Genomic DNA, 15,807 nt, shown 5'->3' on the forward strand with positions numbered 1-15,807 from the left:
CACGTGCGGGTCATCGTCATGGATTTGTCCGAGACCTATCGCCGAATTGCCCAACGGTACTTCCCCAATGCCATGATTGTGGCTGACCGTTTCCACGTCATTCGGCTGGTGAATCACCATTTCCTCAAGCTGTGGCAACAGCACGATCCCGACGGTCGCAGAAACCGTGGACTATTAAGCCTGATGCGCCGCCATCACTGGAAACTGACCGCCCTGCAGAAGGAAAACCTGCACCAGTACCTGGCACAGATGCCGGTGCTGCAGGCGCTGTATTTTGCCAAGCAGCAGCTCAACGGCTTTTTAGTCCTGAAGAGCCTGAAGGCCGAACGCTCCCAGAAAATGCTACCCAAATTCCTGGCGTTGATCCGGCAGTTCGAGCAAAGTCCGGCCAAGGCGCTGGCCGCGACGTTACTATCGTGGCTGGAGCCGATCGTACGAATGTGGCGTTTCACCAAGTCCAACGGGATCACCGAGGGATTCCATACGAAGATGGAGATGCTCTCACGCCGGGCGTTTGGGTTCAGAAATTTTGAGAATTACCGCATGAGAGTCTTGGCTCAGTGCGGTTGGAACGGTGTGATTAACCGAGTCTGATGAATGCCCATCCCCCGTTTATGGGGTAGAGCCGACGGCTGCAGCGCAGAACGCAGCGTAGAAAAAACAAACGGCCCTGAACGGGCCGTTGTTTTATTGGAGGCGCAAGCCGGAATCGAACCGACGTACACGGATTTGCAATCCGCTGCATAACCACTCTGCCATTGCGCCGTAGGCGTGATTAGCCAAGCCCGCTATTGTACAGGAATTTGTGGCGTTGTGTTTTGCTGAGCAGCTTTCGGCCCAAATTCTGTGAATTGCCCCATGTGCTTGGGCCGGAGTGGGGCCAGACGGCGGCCCCCGCAGCGACTACTTCAGGTCCAGATTCACATCCTGAATCCGCGTTTGCACGGCGACGAACTGTGCAATGGACTCGGGGTCGAGGCTCGCGATGTCCTGTTTTGCAGCCAGATCGGGAGCCCAGTGTTGCAGGATCTTGGCCCATAGCGCGCTGAGATTCTTCCCAATCAGCTTTTTCTCGAGCGAGCGTATATAAAAATGCGCGCCGATGAGGCCAACCAGCAATACTCCTGCGACGATGCTGATCGTCGTCGCGAAAAGCATGAAATCGGACATGAGCTGACCCGCCGCGGCTTTAATCGTGCCGCTCGTCGGACCAAACAGCGACAAGGCGTAAAGAATCACTGCGATTGCCAGGATCAGGCTGGCGACGGTCACCAGGCATTTTTTCGCGTTCTGGTACCGGCGCAAGGATTGCGCGTACGACTGATCGCCCAACGCGCGCTCCAGATCGGTCGCTTGTTGAAAAAAATCCTGTGATTTTTCGACCGGAATCTGTTTCGCATGAATCAGCGCATGCATGCCTTGTAGCTGCTGTTTCGCAAAAGACAGGAATTGAAGCGATGCGCCAAGGTTGTACAGAAAATTCACGGCAAACTCGTAAGAAAAGCAGACGCTGCGGCATGCGCGCGATATCAGAAAAGCTGGGGCGGCAACAGAAATCGTTGCGCCTATACCGCAACTATCGGAGCGCCGCATGTCATCAGCCAGGACAGAATCATAGCAGTGTCGTCCGCAAGAACTGCAGACGGTACTCGCCGGCGGCTTACCGGCAAGCCGTTCTCAGCCGCCGATGAACACGGTCTCTGAGCCTTCCGCGATCCGACCGCCGCATGAAATCGGATCGCCTATCCTGCCGGCAGGCTTGCCGTTGATGAACACCGAACTCGAGCCTGCCGCCAGGCTGCGCGCATGATCGGACTCGTTCGGGCGGGCGTGCGAGGCGAAGGGGTCTCCTTCACGTACGGCGGCGCGGCCGTCGATGCTGACATCGGGCGACGCATCGGTACACGGTGTCGGCGGCGCACCATCGTGGTCGGATGCCTGATCGTTGAGTCTGGCTGCGGCTGGCATGGTCGTGTCTATATCCCGAACAGGTTGATTCTACGGGTAGGTGCGGCGCTCAGCGCCTCGTCCGTCTGGGCGAACTTGATTTCTCGATGGGACAGGAACTGCTGAAACTCCCTGGGCAGGGCATGTAGCGCTGCCGGCGAACAATCCATCGACACCTGCTCGCAACGTGCTGCCAGCGATACGTACACCTTCATCGTGTCCGCCAACAGTTGCGGCACGAAAGACGACAGGGTCTGGTCTTCGAACAGGAACGCGGGGTTCATCGATCTGGCTGCGATGAAGAAGGCATCTTCGGGAGCAGCCGCCGATGGCGTGGCCTCAGCCCATGCCTGCCATATCTGTGCCTCGCTGGCGCCTTCGCACCAGGACAGCGCTGCTGCGCCGACATGCGTCCAGCCGGCCGCCGCGCACAGGCTTGCCCAGGACGCTGCGGGAATGGATTGCAGTTCCTGTCGGATGGCTCTCTCTCCTTCGCCAATCAGCGCCGAGATGCTTGCCGCTCGTTGAGGTTGTCCTGTTCTGACAAAGCGGGCGAACAGGTTGGCGTTCGAGTGCTGAATGCGCCACAGATCTGGCAAGCTCTGACCGCCCTTGGACAGTTTGGCGCCAGCCAATGCCGGCTTGCTGGATTCGATTGCGCTTTGCGTATTCATTGGATTATGGGATCGGTTGCTGCATGAGGCGGGCAGGATTGAAGTGGGTTTCTTCCATCGAGCAGCCCGCCGGAGGCAGGCCCTGCAGATACGGATGAAGGTTGGGAATCTGCCGATAGGGCTGGTCGTAGCTCGGTGCGCTGTTTTCCACGGCACAGCGCGCGCGTGCGCTGGCGGCCAGTTCCCAATAGAGATTGCGTGGACCCTCGACGCTCCAGACGCCCGCGGATATTCCCACACCACCTGCTATCAACCCTGTCCCAGCGTTGGCGACCGTGGCCCTGAAGAAAAAATCGCTCGTCAAACCTCCCGCTATGCCGTCGTAGCCTTCGATTCGGTATACGCCCGCGGCACCGACCGCCTCGATCTCGGCGCCGGCAATGCCGCCAGGCATGCCTGCGAGATCGTCGAACGAAAAGGGCTTGTTCGCGTAAATCAATTGAGGGATCGCCTTCTTCATGCGCTCGTACAGCGCCATGCCGCTGTTGGCTTCGCTTTGTTCCCGCTCCATGGTGACGGCATCGTCGATCTTCTTGGCGTTCCCGGCGAGATCGTTGGCTTTCTCGAAGGCCAAGGCCTCCCTGGCGGTGCCGCCCACGGCCTTGAATATCTTGCCGATGGGGGCGCTTGCGGTGAGACCGCAGTTCAGGATGTTCACCACGCTGATGGCCATGCTGTCCAAGCCAAGAAAAATGAAGCTGTGGTAGCCGCATACGACGGCCAGGCTGCCTTCATAGGAAATGAGCCAACGTTTGGATTTCGCGCCCATGGTGCCTACCCAATCGTCGGGTTTCATCAGGTCATTGCCAAACGGAAATTCTGTGTCGCTCATGTCACTGATCCGAGGGCGTCAGGAAGCAGTACTGTTTTTCTCTGAATTGCATTGCCAGATATTGGCAACCACTCCAATTCTCGGTCAAGCAGGCCTGCTCGGGCTCCGCCATCTCGTTCATGGTGCATTTTTCGTTTTGACATACCTTGGTATACACCTTGCCCGTTTTCAGGTGACCAGCGGAAATGATGGTCTTGTCTCTGGGCAGGCTGAGTGTTCCGAAAGCGTCGACCATGGCTTGCTGCTGCTGAAGCGTCCCCGACGGCGGTTGCCTGCCGATCGTCAATTCTCCGGCCAGCACCATGTTCTTGTTGTATTCGGAATACTGCTCGCTGCTACAAGAAAGCTGCCCTTGTGTCGAAGCCAGTGGCGGTTGGCCTTGCTCACCAAAAAAATGCGATGCAATCAATACACTGGCGATCACGAGCAACAATGTCACGCTCGAGATAAGAAACTGTCGCTTGTTGTGGATCATGATGATTGATGTGCTTAATGCGATTGGATGACTCTTGATAAGAGGGCGATCAATTCAGATTGATTTTCTTGGACGACAGCGCAATTTCGTTCGTGGCTTGCATTTCTATGCCGTTCTCGAAATTCAAAAAGAGCGTGTCTCCGCTCAAACGAATGAACCCATCGGCAGTCAAGCGCAATTCCGATTTGCCGACCTGAACATGGAACTCGCCATTCGAGGTCATGGAAACCGTGTTCGCAGCGTCCACCGAAATGTTGGAGCCCGACGTCAGCTGTATCGAATGACCGGCGCTTTCCACAATCGTACCGCCTACCGTCACGGTTTTGGTCAGGCCCACGAACTCGGTCTTGACGCCAGCAGTGGCCTCGTTGATGGCCTGGTCCGCGAATAGGGAATACACGCCGCGCCCCAGCTGGTTGATGCCCGGGATGGGCAATGCCTTGGCCACGTCAGCAATACCGTTCACCAATTTGCGGAACGAATCGGACAACACGCGTCCCACGCCGCTGGGACCCACATGCAGCGTCATGTTGCCGTGTACTGACTCGCTGTGATTTCCATCGACCTCGATGGCCTTGTGGTTCCCCACCGACTGCACCCAGTTATTGTCGATCCGCTCGGTATGGTTGTTCTTGGTCTTTTCGTTGCGGTCCTTCTGTGCCAGAACGTAGATCTCTTCCTGTCCGGCCTTATCCTCGAATCTCAGGGCGTTGGCCGTGTGATAGTTCCCGCCAGGGCTGGAGCGCGTGTAGATGCCCATCTGCGTTTCATTGTCAGGCAGCTTCCAGGGCGGCATCTTCGCCGCGTTGTATACCCGTCCCGTGATGATCGGGTAATCCGGATCCCCGTTCAGAAAATCCACGATGACCTCGTCGCCGATACGTGGCACCTGGATCGCGCCGAAATTGCCGCTGGCCCAACTGCTTGATACACGGATCCAGCAGGAGCTGTTCTCGTCGCGCTTGTCGTAGCGGTCCCAGTGGAAGTGCACCTTGACTCGGCCATACTCGTCGGTCCAGATCTCCTTGCCCTGCGGCCCCACTACTACCGCGGTTTGCGGACCTCTGGATCGCGGTTTTTCGGTGATGCGGGGCGGCCGGAACGGCAGCTTCGTATCCTGTACCGTCAGGTTGAACAGGCATCTGTGGCCCTGCGACGCATCGTTGCCCACGGAGCTGTAGTTGTTTTCCTTCAGGTCGTAGCGCGTGGCGAGCACCAGATACTCGCGATTCTCTTCCGTGCGCGGGCAGCCAGTCAGATTGAACCGCGATCCAGTCGCCACGCCCCGGGCCGTGCTGCGCAATGTACGGGTGTTGCGCACGTGATGCTGTTCTTCCATGCGCTGGCGTGCGTAGCGCTCGCCCAGTGCCGTGTCGCCGTAGTTGCCGGGCCAGTCGTACACCTCGGTCTGGCTGTGCTCATGGGGCAGCTGGATTTGCTGACGGGCCTTCAGGTCGGCATTGGGCGTGACGAAGTTGTAGTCATTGGTCGTGTACCGGCCAGGGCGCAGGCCCTGGTACACCGCCATCCCGGTCATGTAGTCCTGCCGAGGCAGCGTCAGCTTGTCTTCGGCGAAGTACCGGACCTGTTCATAGCCGGGCACGGTCTTGTGGCTATGCACTTCGTCGCTCATCACCAGCGTGTGCTCGTCCTGGGCGTGCCGGAAGTAGTAGTGAATGCCTTCGGCTTCCAGCAGCCGGCTGACGAAGTGAAAATCGCTTTCGTCGTACTGCACGCAATAGACGCGCGGTTCGTAGTTTTCTGCCAGCTCGAATTCGAATGCGTAACCATAAGGCGCCAGCACCTGCTTGATAGTGTCCGGCACGGACTGGTTCTGATAAATGCGGAAGTCTCGCTTGTGCGTGGCCAGCCACAGCCAGGGCACCGCCACGGCCTCGTAGACGAAATAGCGATCCGTGCCGTCGGCCTGGCCCAGCAGTGCAAAGCTGGCGATCACGCCGCCGAGATATCGAGGCGTGGCCGGCGTTTCTATCGTCAGGGTAAGGGGCTGTCCCAGCAGGCTTCCGACGTCGACGTGCATCGAACGATGCAGCAGGCGAACGCGGTACTCTGACAAGGTAGACAGGCCGTCCGTGCCTTGCATGGCATCGAACAGAAATCCGGAGGGCTCGGCGCCCACTGAGACCCGGATCACCCGGTCCGTATTCAGCATGTTTGATAGATCTGCTATCGAAGGCATCTCATCCTGCTCCGCCCCAGCAGCTATCCCCTGGCCGGCCCACCCGCATTCTTGTGCCTCATTGGCGCCTCAAAATGCTGGCTGTGGGCGGATTGTCGTGGCATTCCCTGGAACGAAAAAAAAGGAGCCGAAGCCCCTTTTTTCAAGGACTTACAGACGCCAATCGCGGGGTCTGTAAATCAAAATTTGGAGCGGGAGACGAGTCTCGAACTCGCGACCTCAACCTTGGCAAGGTTGCGCTCTACCAACTGAGCTACTCCCGCATCTTGGTGACACCAGTGCGTGGCACCAAAGAAAAAAATTATAGCAGGATTTTTTCGGGTTGCGCAACTTCGGCCCACCATCGCGGGCGCCGGGGGCATAATTGTCCCCTTTTCAGATCTGACTTCATTGCTCCATGCCATATCTCGGACTTGGCCTTCACGTGGTCATCGCCCTGTTTTTCGCCGTCCATGCGGTGCGTAGCCAGCAAAACACCTATTGGTTGTTCATCCTGTTTTCGTTCCCCGGTCTCGGCAGCATCGTGTACTTTTTTGCGATCTATCTGCCGGAAATGCGTCATTCCCGTGGGTTTCGTACGACAGCAAAGGTGGCGTCGCGGTTGATCGACCCCAATCAGGCCGTCCGCAGAGCGCGCGAGGATCTGGAGCATGCGCCGACGATCCAGCATCGCATGCGGCTGGCGGATTTGCTGCTCGAGGCTGGTCAGGCTGCCGAGGCATGCGAGCAGTATCAGCAGGCCGCCAATGGCCCGTTTTCGGATGACCCCGATTTGCTGAAAGGCTTGGCACGCGCGCAATATGCGACCGGCGATGCGGCGGGCGCCAAGCTCTCGTTGGAAAAACTCTTTGTCGCGCAGCCGTCGGCGAAAGAACAGTCGGGCCCCTCTTTGCTGTATGCCCGGGTCTTGGCCCAGACTGGCTCGGCGCAGGCACGCCAGGCATTTGAGCAGGCAGTCACCTATGGGACGGATGCCGCGGCTCGATGCCTGTATGCGGACTGGCTGGTCCAGCAAAATAATGAGGCGGACCGCAAACAGGCGCAAGCGCTGTACAACGATGTTTTGCAGGACGCAAAGCACGGTCCTCGATACGCGCGCCAACATAATCGCGATTGGATCGATCGCGCCAAAACCGGTTTGGCCGAGATGGCGCAGCGATAGCAGCGGACCTAAGCTCAGCAGACTGTCACGTGCCCCATGGAATAATCAGGCAAACGCCCGGCCGCCTCGCCCCAGGAAACCCAGTTTTCTCACGGAGATCTAGCGCGGCCGGCGCCGATCCCGCGCTGAATCTGCCGTTGCTGGCTTTGTCGATCGGCTGCGGTTCGTTGTTTTTCAACTATGCCAATCACGCAGGGTTCTGGCTCGTCAAAGAATCCTTTGGCATGTCATGGGCGAGGCGACCAAGACCATCTCGGTGGTGCAGTCGATCGTGGCCGTGGTGGGTCTGATCATGGTGTTGCTGTTGAATCTGCTGCCGCCGTTGGTGTGACCTCATCCGACGAGCGCGGGGTCTCAGGATCGCTTCATTACTAGATAAATCCCCGCTGCGGCGAGCGCCATGCCAGGAATGGCCAGTGCCGGCAGCGTTTCCCGCAGGACCACAAACGCAATGATCGCGGTCATCGGCGGTACGAGGAAAAACAGCGCGGATACGCGCGATGCCTCACCGCGCCGGATCATGGCCAGCAGCAGCGAGATCGCCAGCAGCGAGTTGCACACGACCAGATAAGCCAGCGATCCAAACAGGCCGGCGGTCCATTGCACCTGCATGGGCTCCAGCCAGAATGCCAATGGTGCCGTGACGGCCAGACCGACGCTGTACTGCACGGTGTTGGCCGTCAGCACATCGGCCTGCGTGCCAAAACGCTTTTCCCACAGCGTGCCTCCCGCGAGGGTGAGCAACGCCAGGACCGCGAATCCCAGCCCCAATGTCGACGTCAGTGCGATGGATGATTTAGAAAGGATTACGACGATTGCGCCGGTCACGCCCAGGATCAAGCCGATCCACCTGCGTAGCCCCACGCTTTCTTTTGCGACCCAGGGTGCGAGCAGCCCGATGAGGATAGGCTGTTGCGAGGTGATCAGCGCAATCGTTCCGGCGGATGTGCCGAGTTTCAGGCTGAGATAAGTGAACGCAAAATAACCTGCCTGAATTAATAGGCCGGTGCCGATCAGACTGACCCATTCGTTGGCCGTCAATCGAAAGCTCGGCCGGCGCCAACAACACGCGAGGATGAGCAATCCCACCACGCACACATAACGCAATGCCAGAAACGTCAGCGGGTCGGCATACTGCAATCCGGCCTTCAGGAAAACAAATCCACTGGACCAGAGCAAGAGAAAAAGCGCGGGCGAGGCGATCACCCAATAGGACGTCGATGATGTTGCGGTTTGATTTCCGGTCTGTGGCACCGTCTTGTCCCAATGTGAGTGGCTGTACTCTCCTGCAAGGAGATTAACAATCTTGCAGGGGAAAGGCCATTCACGCGGGATTGAGCGCGGCAAGCATTGCCTCTTGATCCGCTGCCAATTGCTCCGGCGCACGAAACGCCGTTCCCTGCAACGACAGGAACTGCAAGTTCTTTAATCCCACGCATCCCAGTGCGGCGGATAGATAGGGCGTCAGAAAATCCGGTTGCTTGGCGTTGTCTCCTGTGAAAAGCCCGCCAGACGAGATGGCAATATACACAGGACGATCCGGCAGCAACCCGACTTTTTCGCCGGTGGGCGCCGGCGCAAAACTGCGGCCGATGCGTACGATCTGGTCTATCCAGGCTTTGAGTACGGATGGCACCGTGAAGTTATTCATCGGCGTGCCGATGACCAGGATATCCGCGTCTTCGATCTCCAGAATCAACTGTTCCGACAGACGCGTTGCGCCATTGGCTACGCCTATATCCAATGTCTCGCGCGAGGACAACGCGGTCGCGTAATCGGACTCGGCGTGCGGAATCGGATCGCTGCCGAGATCGCGGCGCGTGATACGTGCATCAGGATGAGCAGCGAGCAACCGCGCCACAATCGCCGCCGAAAGTTGGCGGCTATGTGATGTGGCTCTCGGGCTGCAGTCGATATGCAGAATGTTCATTGTCGCATTCCGATGGCCAGCCGATTGAACGCGCTCATCAAGGCGATCGCAAAGCATAGATCCGAGATTTCGGCATCGCTGAAGTGCGCCTTGAGCGGTTCGAAATCTGTGTCGGGCGCATGCGTTTGATCCACATGCGTGAGCGATTCTGTCCATGCCAACGCGGCGCGTTCGCGTTCTGTGAACCGCTCGCTCACGCGCCATCCCGCAACGCTGTCAAGCTTCGCCGTATCGATGCCGTCGCCGCGCAGCGATTTGCTATGCATTTCCAGGCAGAATGCGCAGCCGTTGATCTGCGACATGCGCAGCCAGACCAATTCGATCAGTGATTTGCCCAGGCTGCTTTTTTCCAGGGCTTTTTTGGTGGCCATGAACCCTTGATAGGCTTCGGGCGAAAGCGTCCAATAAGGGAGGCGTAGTGTGCTCATTGTCTGTTCCGATGAGGAATACTCGAAAATAAAAAAGCAGCGATAAGAGGAATTTACAGCTGCTGACCGAAATGCAGCGCCTTGGCCAATAACCCTTGGCGAAAATAAAAGCGTTGTCCCAAAGCATTCGCCAGACCGGTGTCCAGCACAAAATGCGCGCAACCTTGGCGTCGCGCCTCGTCGCGCACGCTGTCGATCAGCGTTGCGCCCACGCGATGCCGGCGCGCATTTTCTGTGGTGATCAGGTCATCGAGATAAAGAAAGCGTCCGTATATCAGGTTTTCCTGCAGGCGATACCCTGCCAGTCCTTGAATCTGTTCGTCGCGCCAGGCTGCCAGCAGGCGGTAACCCTGCTCGGCTTGCCGGCGTACCTGGGCGGCAAAGGCACTGGCGTCTGTCAGATGCGGACGCAGTTCCCGCATGACTTCAAAGCCGGCTTGATAATCTTGATCGCTCTCGAGATGGCGTAAATGCAGGTCTGACATGGGATTTCCTTGTGGTGAGGCCTCTAATTTAGGAAAATCTTGACCTATCGGATAGGTGCAAGATTTAAATAAATTAATGGGACATGATTGATGGACTGGCGTGGCCTGAAGCTGAACCGCAAGCACGGAGGGCCGGTTTATTTGCAGCTATATCGGCGATACCGGGAGGCGATCGAGTCGGGCAAGTTGTCGCCAGGCGATCGTGTGCCTTCTGTGCGCAGCCTCGCCAGCGAGTTGAACCTGGCGCGTGGAACCATCGAGACGGCGTATCAGATGCTGGTCGCCGAGGGCTATTTTGTGGCGCGCGGCGCGGCCGGGACAGTGGTGTCGCCGCGATTGGGGACGTTATCGGAGCCCGTTCACGTCCAGGCGTCCAGCTCGGGCATGCATGCGTCGGCACGTCCCCCGGAGATGCTAGGGGACGATGTGCCCTTCAGGCTGGGGTTGCCTGCATTGGATGCCTTTCCGCGTAAAACCTGGGCACGCCTGGCGGGGCGCAGTCTGCGTACGCTGGAGACGGCGTCGATGCTTGCGCCCGATCCGGCGGGATACGAGCCCCTGCGGCGCGCCATTGCGACTTATCTGGGCATTTCCCGCGGTATCGTTTGTTCGCACGAACAGGTGTTCGTGACGGTCGGCTATCGAGGTGCGTTGGAACTGGTCTATCGCACCCTGTTGCAAGCCGGAGATCTGGGATGGTACGAAGAGCCCGGCTATCTCTTTGCTCGGCAGTGTCTGCATCAACTCGGCTTGCGTTTGATGCCCGTTACGGTCGATAGCGAAGGCCTGAATGTGGATGTCGGAAAACGGCGCGCGGATCAAGCGCGTTTTGTGGTGGTGACACCGGCTCACCAAAGCCCCATGGGGATGGCCTTGTCGCTACCCCGGCGATTACAACTCCTGGAATGGGCCAGCCATCGCGAGGCGTGGATCATCGAAGACGACTACGACAGCGAGTTTCGCTATCACGGCCGCCCTTTGCCGGCATTGAAAAGCCTGGATCGCGAGGGCAGGGTGCTCTACACCGGGACCTTTAGCAAAGTGCTGTTTCCTGGATTGCGATTGGCCTACTTAGTCGTGCCGGCTTCGCAAGTTCAGGAGTTCCGAGACATCGTGGAGCACATGCCGGGCGCAGGTTCAATACTGCCGCAGGCCATGGTCGCCGATTTCATCGAGCAGGGACACTTTGCGCGGCATCTGCGCAGGATGCGTTCGCTTTATGCTGAAAGGCGCGCCTATGCGGTCGATGCGCTGCAACGTACGCTGGGCGATCGGCTATATGTCGAGCCGAAGGCGGGAGGCATTCAAGTGATGGCGCATTTACACGGGCCGTTTGATGACAAACGCATCGCGGCCCAAGCGCAGGCCAATGGGCTGGCCGTTCAGGCATTGAGTCATTGGTGCATGCGTAAATCGCCGCTATCGGGATTGATCATGGGGTTTGCCAATTTCGCTACGCCCGAGGCTGCCCAGGCCGCCGTTGGGCGGTTGGCGGAGCTGGTTGTCGAGCGGTAGGGGTCACACGGCATCTCCGATTTCACGGCGAATCAGCTCTGCGATAGTGCGTTGGCGAGGGGCAGGCATTCGATCGACAATGCACGAGACGCTGAGCGCCAATCGCGGGTAGCCGGACCGATCGCGCAACGCGACGCCGACGCCGAGCACGCCCGAGACGGCTGCATTGCCGACAGTTGCCCATCCTCTGTCACGTGTGGCCTCGACCAACAGCCTCATGTGGGCTACGGTCATGTTTCCGTATGAGCGCAACGCCTCACGGTTTTGCTGGATGACGGCTTCCGCCTCATCTGGGGGTAAAGCCGCCAGCAACGCCAGCCCCGCTGCGCCGACCCCCAAAGGCTGGCGGTGGCCGATGGTCACGGCTAATACCTGCACGGGGTAGCTGCCGATTTCCCGATGCAGGCACAACGAATCGGAACCAACACGGCAGATTAAAAAAGACGAGTCGCCTGTGTGATCGCTGATGCGCCGCATGGCAGGAGCGAGCCGCGCCACGGACAGCGTCTGCTCGTCGCCCAATTGCGGCCAGAGCGACGCTGCGCGGTACAGGCCCGTTTGCGGGTCGCGAACGGCATAGCCTTCTTCGACGAGGACGGAGATGTAGCGATAGACGCTGGTGCGCTGCATGGACAGCGCCCGGGCAATCCCGTTGATGTCCAGCCCTTCGGGGGAGCGCCGCAGTGCTGCCAGGATATGCAGCCCCCGTCTCAGCGTGCTGGCGCCATGGCTACTGCTTTGGGAGTCTTTGTTCATTATTCAAACACAACATCTTTGCGAGATATCTGAGTGAGCACATCATAGATCGCGCAGGGCAAATACATATTGTCCAAATAATAAACAACCCATTGGAGACTGCAATGCATTCTGTTATGCGACGTTTTGCCGGGTGCCTGACACTCGCCCTCGCGGGCATCGGCTTTGCAACTGGCGCTCAAGCGGCGGACAACTACCCTTCGCGTCCTATCACACTCGTCGTCGGCTATGCGGCCGGCGGCGCCACAGACATCGTGGCTCGTCTGATGGCGAAGTCTTTGTCGGACTCGCTGGGCCAGGCAGTGGTCGTCGAGAATCGCCCTGGTGCGAACAGCAACATCGGCGCCGAGGTGGTATCCCGCGCCAAGCCTGACGGCTACACCTTGTACGTCGGTTCGATCGCGAACACGATCAACCGCACCCTGTACGAAAAGCTGAACTACGATTTCAAGAGAGACTTCGCGCCTGTGGCATTGCTGGCCACCATCCCCAACATCCTGGTGGTGCATCCTGGCCTGCCCATCAAGTCGGTGCAGGAGTACATCGCGTACGCCAAAAGCCATCCCGGCAAACTGACCTGCGCCTCGTCGGGTAGCGGTTCTTCTATCCATCTGTCGTGCGAGCTCTTCAAAATGGCGACCGGCACGGATATTTTGCACGTGCCGTATCGAGGCAGCGGACCGGCGGTCGCTGATTTGTTAGGCGGGCAGGTGAACTCGATGTTCGACAACCTGCCGTCCTCGTTACCGCAAGTCCAGGCAGGCAAGCTGCGTGTCCTGGGCGTGACGTCGCTTGAGCGAGTTCCTTTTGTGCCTGACGTGCCGACCTTGGCGGAGTCGGGGTTGTCAGGGTTCTCTGTGCAGTCGTGGTTTGCGGTCATGGCCCCTGCAGGCACACCTGCTGCCGTCATCGAGAAACTGAATGCCACGATCAATAAAGATCTGGCGGGTAACGAGATGCGCAGTGCTTATGAGCACGGCGGGTTCGTGTTGCCTGCACAACCCAATACGCCGGCGACCTTGCAGGCATTCATCGATAGCGAGATCGCGAAGTGGGGCAAAGTCGTGACCTCGGCCGGCCTCAAAGTGCAATAACCCTATCAGGAGTTGTTCGTGTACCCGATTGATTTTTTTCTGCGGGCAGCTGCTCGCTTTGGTGACCGTATCGCGTTGGACACGCCGCAAGGCGCCTGGACCTATGACCGCCTGCGCCGCGAGTCGCTGGCGTTGGCCGCGGCGCTGCAAACGCTGGATCCAGCGCCGCAAAGCCGAGTTGCTATCTGCGCCGGCAATACAGCACAGCATGTCGTCGCATTGCTTGCTGTGATTGCTGCGGGAAAAATCTGGGTACCCTTGAACTACCGTAGCACCAAGCCGGAAATAGCGCGTATTCTGGATGCGACCGAGCCCAGTATCGTGATAACCGACGGCACGGGTGACGCGTTGGTGGATGCAGGGCGGACGGAGCATATACGTCTGGATGCGCAGGCTGGCGGGCACGCGCTCGCCAGCCTGCTAAAGACTTACGAGGGCCGCGAACCGGTGCGTTGCGAGCCGGGGAGGGATGCTACGCAAGCGATCAAATTCACGGGCGGCACGACGGGGCTGCCTAAAGGCGTGATGCAACCTTATCGTGCCTGGACCGCGGTGATCGTCAATCAGATCCATGCATGGAAATTGACCAGCGAGGATCGCTACGTCGTCGCCGCGCCCGTGACACATGGCACCTCGACATATCTGCTGCCGGTGTTGGCACAAGGCGGCACGCATGTCTTTCTCGAGGAGTCGTCGCCTGCCACGATTACCGCGGCGTTTCGCGAGCGTGGGGGGACGTTGTCATTCATGCCGCCCACACTGATCTATATGATCATGGCGCAGCCCGGTGTGTCGCGTGCGGATTTTCCGAAGCTGCGTAATCTGATCTACGGCGGTGCGCCGATGCCGGTCGAGAAATTTGAGCAGGTCCGTGAGTTTTTCGGTCCTGTGATCGGCTCTACCTACGGCCAGACAGAGTCGCCGCAAATCGTGACTGTCATCACGCCAGAGGATTTTGCCGATCCCGCCAATGTGGGATCCGTGGGCAGTGCGACGTGGTTTTCAGAGTTTGCCATCATGGACGCCGAGGGCCGTATTCAACCGGCAGGTCAACCGGGCGAGGTTGTCGTGCGCGGCGATCTGGTGATGACGGGGTACTGGAGGCTGCCGGAAAAAACGGCTGAGACGCTTGTCGACGGGTGGCTGCATACGGGTGACGTCGGTGTCGTCGACGAGCGTGGTTATTTATATATCAAAGACCGATTACGCGACGTGATCATCACGGGCGGCTTCAACGTCTATCCCATTGATGTCGAGAACGCGTTGGCGCAACATCCCGCGGTTTATGAATGCTCGGTGTTCGGCATTCCAGACGACAAGTGGGGCGAGGCCGTGCAGGCCGCTGTGCAATTTCATCCGGGCATATCAGTCGATTCGCAAGAGCTGATGACATTCGTCCGCGATCGGCTGGGTCCGGTGCACACGCCCAAATGCATACATGTGATCGATAGCCTGCCGCGTTCGCCGGTCGGCAAAGTGCTCAAAAACGTTGTTCGCGATTCCGTGCTGAAGGAGGCCGTATGAACCGTCCCGTTACCCATCTGTGCGCCCATCATCTCGAGGGCATGTCGTACCGTGATGCCGATCTGGTCGAAGATCTGATTGGCAAAAAGACATTTTCCGAAGTGATGTTTTCGCAAATCATGGGCCGCGATGCAAGGCCAGTGGATTTGCGCATGGTCGATGCCGTATTGATCACGTTGATGGAGCATGGCTTAACGCCCAGCGCGATCGCGACACGCGTGGTGTACATGAGCGCACCGGAGAATCTGCAAGGCGCCGTGGCCGCAGGCCTGATGGCAGTAGGCAGCAGTTTTGTCGGCACAATGGAAAACTGCTCTGTGCTGCTCGATCGGATTCTCAAGGCGGACGATGCTAACGCCGAGGCGCGTGCCATTGTGCAGGCGTATCGAGATACTAAAAAGCCCTTGCCGGGATTCGGCCACCACCTGCACAAGCCCGATGATCCGCGCGCGCTCAAACTGCTGGCCTTGGCGAAGGCAGAGCCAGATTTGCAAGGCAAGTGGGTTGGAGCATTGGAACAGCTCGCCCGCACCGTCGACGAGATCTACGGCCGGCACATCACCATCAACGCGACGGGGGCCGTGGCGGCATTGTTGGGTGAGCTGGGCATTCCCACCAACTTGATGCGCGGATTTGCGGTGATTTCGCGGGCGGCGGGACTGGTATCGCATATTGCCGAAGAACAGCAGGATCCGTCGGGGCGATTTATCTGGGAAACGATCGATCGCGAAATTCCGTATGTAGGAGCTGGTAAATCGGCACATCATCAAACGGAGCGTTGAGCA

At 58.6% G+C, this 15,807-nt stretch carries 17 protein-coding genes, 2 tRNA genes and 1 pseudogene; 7 read left to right on the top strand and 13 right to left on the bottom strand.

Features of this window, described 5'->3' with window-relative positions; all coding sequences use genetic code 11:
- The coding region (locus tag CAL20_RS05245) for a transposase (RefSeq protein WP_143277046.1) at window positions 1-594 on the top strand (594 nt) is incomplete at its 5' end.
- A gap of 97 nt (window positions 595-691) precedes the next feature.
- Here the strand turns inward: CAL20_RS05245 and CAL20_RS05250 are convergent.
- From CAL20_RS05250 to CAL20_RS05285, 8 genes are all read right to left on the bottom strand, one after another.
- Window positions 692-765 (bottom strand) — tRNA-Cys (locus CAL20_RS05250).
- 138 nt (window positions 766-903) lie between these two features.
- Window positions 904-1,485: a DUF6097 family protein gene (locus CAL20_RS05255; RefSeq protein ID WP_094820024.1), complete on the bottom strand. Its 582-nt coding sequence runs from the start codon at window positions 1,483-1,485 to the stop codon at window positions 904-906.
- Window positions 1,486-1,677: 192 nt separating this feature from the next.
- Complete coding sequence (locus tag CAL20_RS05260; protein WP_094820025.1) at window positions 1,678-1,968, bottom strand: PAAR domain-containing protein; 291 nt, start codon at window positions 1,966-1,968, stop codon at window positions 1,678-1,680.
- 8 nt (window positions 1,969-1,976) lie between these two features.
- A complete protein-coding gene (locus CAL20_RS05265) occupies window positions 1,977-2,621 on the bottom strand; it encodes a hypothetical protein (RefSeq protein ID WP_094820026.1) in 645 nt (214 codons plus the stop codon).
- Window positions 2,622-2,625: 4 nt separating this feature from the next.
- Window positions 2,626-3,453: a hypothetical protein gene (locus CAL20_RS05270; protein ID WP_094837363.1), complete on the bottom strand. Its 828-nt coding sequence runs from the start codon at window positions 3,451-3,453 to the stop codon at window positions 2,626-2,628.
- 1 nt (window position 3,454) lies between these two features.
- A complete protein-coding gene (locus CAL20_RS05275; RefSeq protein WP_094837364.1) occupies window positions 3,455-3,928 on the bottom strand; it encodes a hypothetical protein in 474 nt (157 codons plus the stop codon).
- 49 nt (window positions 3,929-3,977) lie between these two features.
- On the bottom strand, window positions 3,978-6,128 hold the full coding sequence (locus tag CAL20_RS05280; protein ID WP_094820029.1) for a type VI secretion system Vgr family protein: 2,151 nt from the start codon (window positions 6,126-6,128) through the stop codon (window positions 3,978-3,980).
- Between the two features lie 187 nt (window positions 6,129-6,315).
- Window positions 6,316-6,391 (bottom strand) — tRNA-Gly (locus tag CAL20_RS05285).
- Between the two features lie 134 nt (window positions 6,392-6,525).
- Here CAL20_RS05285 and CAL20_RS05290 point away from each other — a divergent pair.
- Window positions 6,526-7,290, top strand: coding sequence for a hypothetical protein (locus CAL20_RS05290; protein ID WP_094820030.1), 765 nt, complete (start codon window positions 6,526-6,528; stop codon window positions 7,288-7,290).
- Between the two features lie 107 nt (window positions 7,291-7,397).
- A pseudogene (locus tag CAL20_RS05295) lies at window positions 7,398-7,621 on the top strand (GntT/GntP/DsdX family permease); the annotation flags it as partial.
- A 23-nt stretch (window positions 7,622-7,644) separates the two neighbouring features.
- Here CAL20_RS05295 and CAL20_RS05300 read toward each other — a convergent pair.
- The 4 genes from CAL20_RS05300 to CAL20_RS05315 form a co-directional block, all read right to left on the bottom strand.
- Window positions 7,645-8,544 (bottom strand): DMT family transporter, encoded by a 900-nt coding sequence (locus tag CAL20_RS05300; RefSeq protein ID WP_094820031.1) that lies wholly within the window; start codon window positions 8,542-8,544, stop codon window positions 7,645-7,647.
- Between the two features lie 70 nt (window positions 8,545-8,614).
- Window positions 8,615-9,220 (bottom strand): FMN-dependent NADH-azoreductase, encoded by a 606-nt coding sequence (locus tag CAL20_RS05305; RefSeq protein ID WP_094820032.1) that lies wholly within the window; start codon window positions 9,218-9,220, stop codon window positions 8,615-8,617.
- Window positions 9,217-9,648: a carboxymuconolactone decarboxylase family protein gene (locus CAL20_RS05310; RefSeq protein WP_094820033.1), complete on the bottom strand. Its 432-nt coding sequence runs from the start codon at window positions 9,646-9,648 to the stop codon at window positions 9,217-9,219. Before CAL20_RS05310 ends, CAL20_RS05305 begins: the two co-directional genes overlap by 4 nt.
- Before the next feature lie 53 nt (window positions 9,649-9,701).
- Window positions 9,702-10,133, bottom strand: coding sequence for a GNAT family N-acetyltransferase (locus tag CAL20_RS05315; protein WP_094837365.1), 432 nt, complete (start codon window positions 10,131-10,133; stop codon window positions 9,702-9,704).
- Window positions 10,134-10,223: 90 nt separating this feature from the next.
- Here CAL20_RS05315 and pdxR point away from each other — a divergent pair, with 90 nt between their 5' ends.
- A complete protein-coding gene (gene pdxR / locus CAL20_RS05320; RefSeq protein ID WP_094837366.1) occupies window positions 10,224-11,648 on the top strand; it encodes a MocR-like pyridoxine biosynthesis transcription factor PdxR in 1,425 nt (474 codons plus the stop codon).
- 3 nt (window positions 11,649-11,651) lie between these two features.
- Here pdxR and CAL20_RS05325 read toward each other — a convergent pair whose 3' ends face one another.
- Window positions 11,652-12,404 (bottom strand): IclR family transcriptional regulator, encoded by a 753-nt coding sequence (locus CAL20_RS05325; RefSeq protein ID WP_094837367.1) that lies wholly within the window; start codon window positions 12,402-12,404, stop codon window positions 11,652-11,654.
- Between the two features lie 104 nt (window positions 12,405-12,508).
- On the opposite strand from CAL20_RS05325, the gene CAL20_RS05330 reads away from it, so the two are divergent.
- Genes CAL20_RS05330 through CAL20_RS05340 form a run of 3 tightly spaced genes read left to right on the top strand, consistent with a single transcriptional unit; the run spans window position 12,509 to window position 15,804 of the window.
- The gene (locus CAL20_RS05330; protein ID WP_094837368.1) at window positions 12,509-13,498 is read left to right on the top strand and encodes a Bug family tripartite tricarboxylate transporter substrate binding protein; all 990 of its coding nucleotides are present in this window, start codon (window positions 12,509-12,511) and stop codon (window positions 13,496-13,498) included.
- An 18-nt stretch (window positions 13,499-13,516) separates the two neighbouring features.
- A complete protein-coding gene (locus CAL20_RS05335; protein ID WP_094837369.1) occupies window positions 13,517-15,022 on the top strand; it encodes a class I adenylate-forming enzyme family protein in 1,506 nt (501 codons plus the stop codon).
- On the top strand, window positions 15,019-15,804 hold the full coding sequence (locus CAL20_RS05340; RefSeq protein WP_094837370.1) for a citryl-CoA lyase: 786 nt from the start codon (window positions 15,019-15,021) through the stop codon (window positions 15,802-15,804). The genes CAL20_RS05335 and CAL20_RS05340 overlap by 4 nt, the downstream gene beginning before the upstream one ends.
- Window positions 15,805-15,807 lie beyond the last annotated feature (3 nt).

Origin of the sequence: Bordetella genomosp. 4 (genome assembly GCF_002261185.1) — a bacterium.
Classification (GTDB): domain Bacteria; phylum Pseudomonadota; class Gammaproteobacteria; order Burkholderiales; family Burkholderiaceae_B; genus Bordetella_A.

Coding starts and splice junctions, on each gene's coding strand:
- CAL20_RS05280 (WP_094820029.1), bottom strand. CDS start 6,128: ATGCCTTCGATAGCAGATCTATCAAACATGCTGAATACGGACCGGGTG.
- CAL20_RS05315 (WP_094837365.1), bottom strand. CDS start 10,133: ATGTCAGACCTGCATTTACGCCATCTCGAGAGCGATCAAGATTATCAA.
- CAL20_RS05330 (WP_094837368.1), top strand. CDS start 12,509: ATGCATTCTGTTATGCGACGTTTTGCCGGGTGCCTGACACTCGCCCTC.
- CAL20_RS05260 (WP_094820025.1), bottom strand. CDS start 1,968: ATGCCAGCCGCAGCCAGACTCAACGATCAGGCATCCGACCACGATGGT.
- CAL20_RS05305 (WP_094820032.1), bottom strand. CDS start 9,220: ATGAACATTCTGCATATCGACTGCAGCCCGAGAGCCACATCACATAGC.
- pdxR (WP_094837366.1), top strand. CDS start 10,224: ATGGACTGGCGTGGCCTGAAGCTGAACCGCAAGCACGGAGGGCCGGTT.
- CAL20_RS05290 (WP_094820030.1), top strand. CDS start 6,526: ATGCCATATCTCGGACTTGGCCTTCACGTGGTCATCGCCCTGTTTTTC.
- CAL20_RS05310 (WP_094820033.1), bottom strand. CDS start 9,648: ATGAGCACACTACGCCTCCCTTATTGGACGCTTTCGCCCGAAGCCTAT.
- CAL20_RS05265 (WP_094820026.1), bottom strand. CDS start 2,621: ATGAATACGCAAAGCGCAATCGAATCCAGCAAGCCGGCATTGGCTGGC.
- CAL20_RS05325 (WP_094837367.1), bottom strand. CDS start 12,404: ATGAACAAAGACTCCCAAAGCAGTAGCCATGGCGCCAGCACGCTGAGA.
- CAL20_RS05275 (WP_094837364.1), bottom strand. CDS start 3,928: ATGATCCACAACAAGCGACAGTTTCTTATCTCGAGCGTGACATTGTTG.
- CAL20_RS05270 (WP_094837363.1), bottom strand. CDS start 3,453: ATGAGCGACACAGAATTTCCGTTTGGCAATGACCTGATGAAACCCGAC.
- CAL20_RS05340 (WP_094837370.1), top strand. CDS start 15,019: ATGAACCGTCCCGTTACCCATCTGTGCGCCCATCATCTCGAGGGCATG.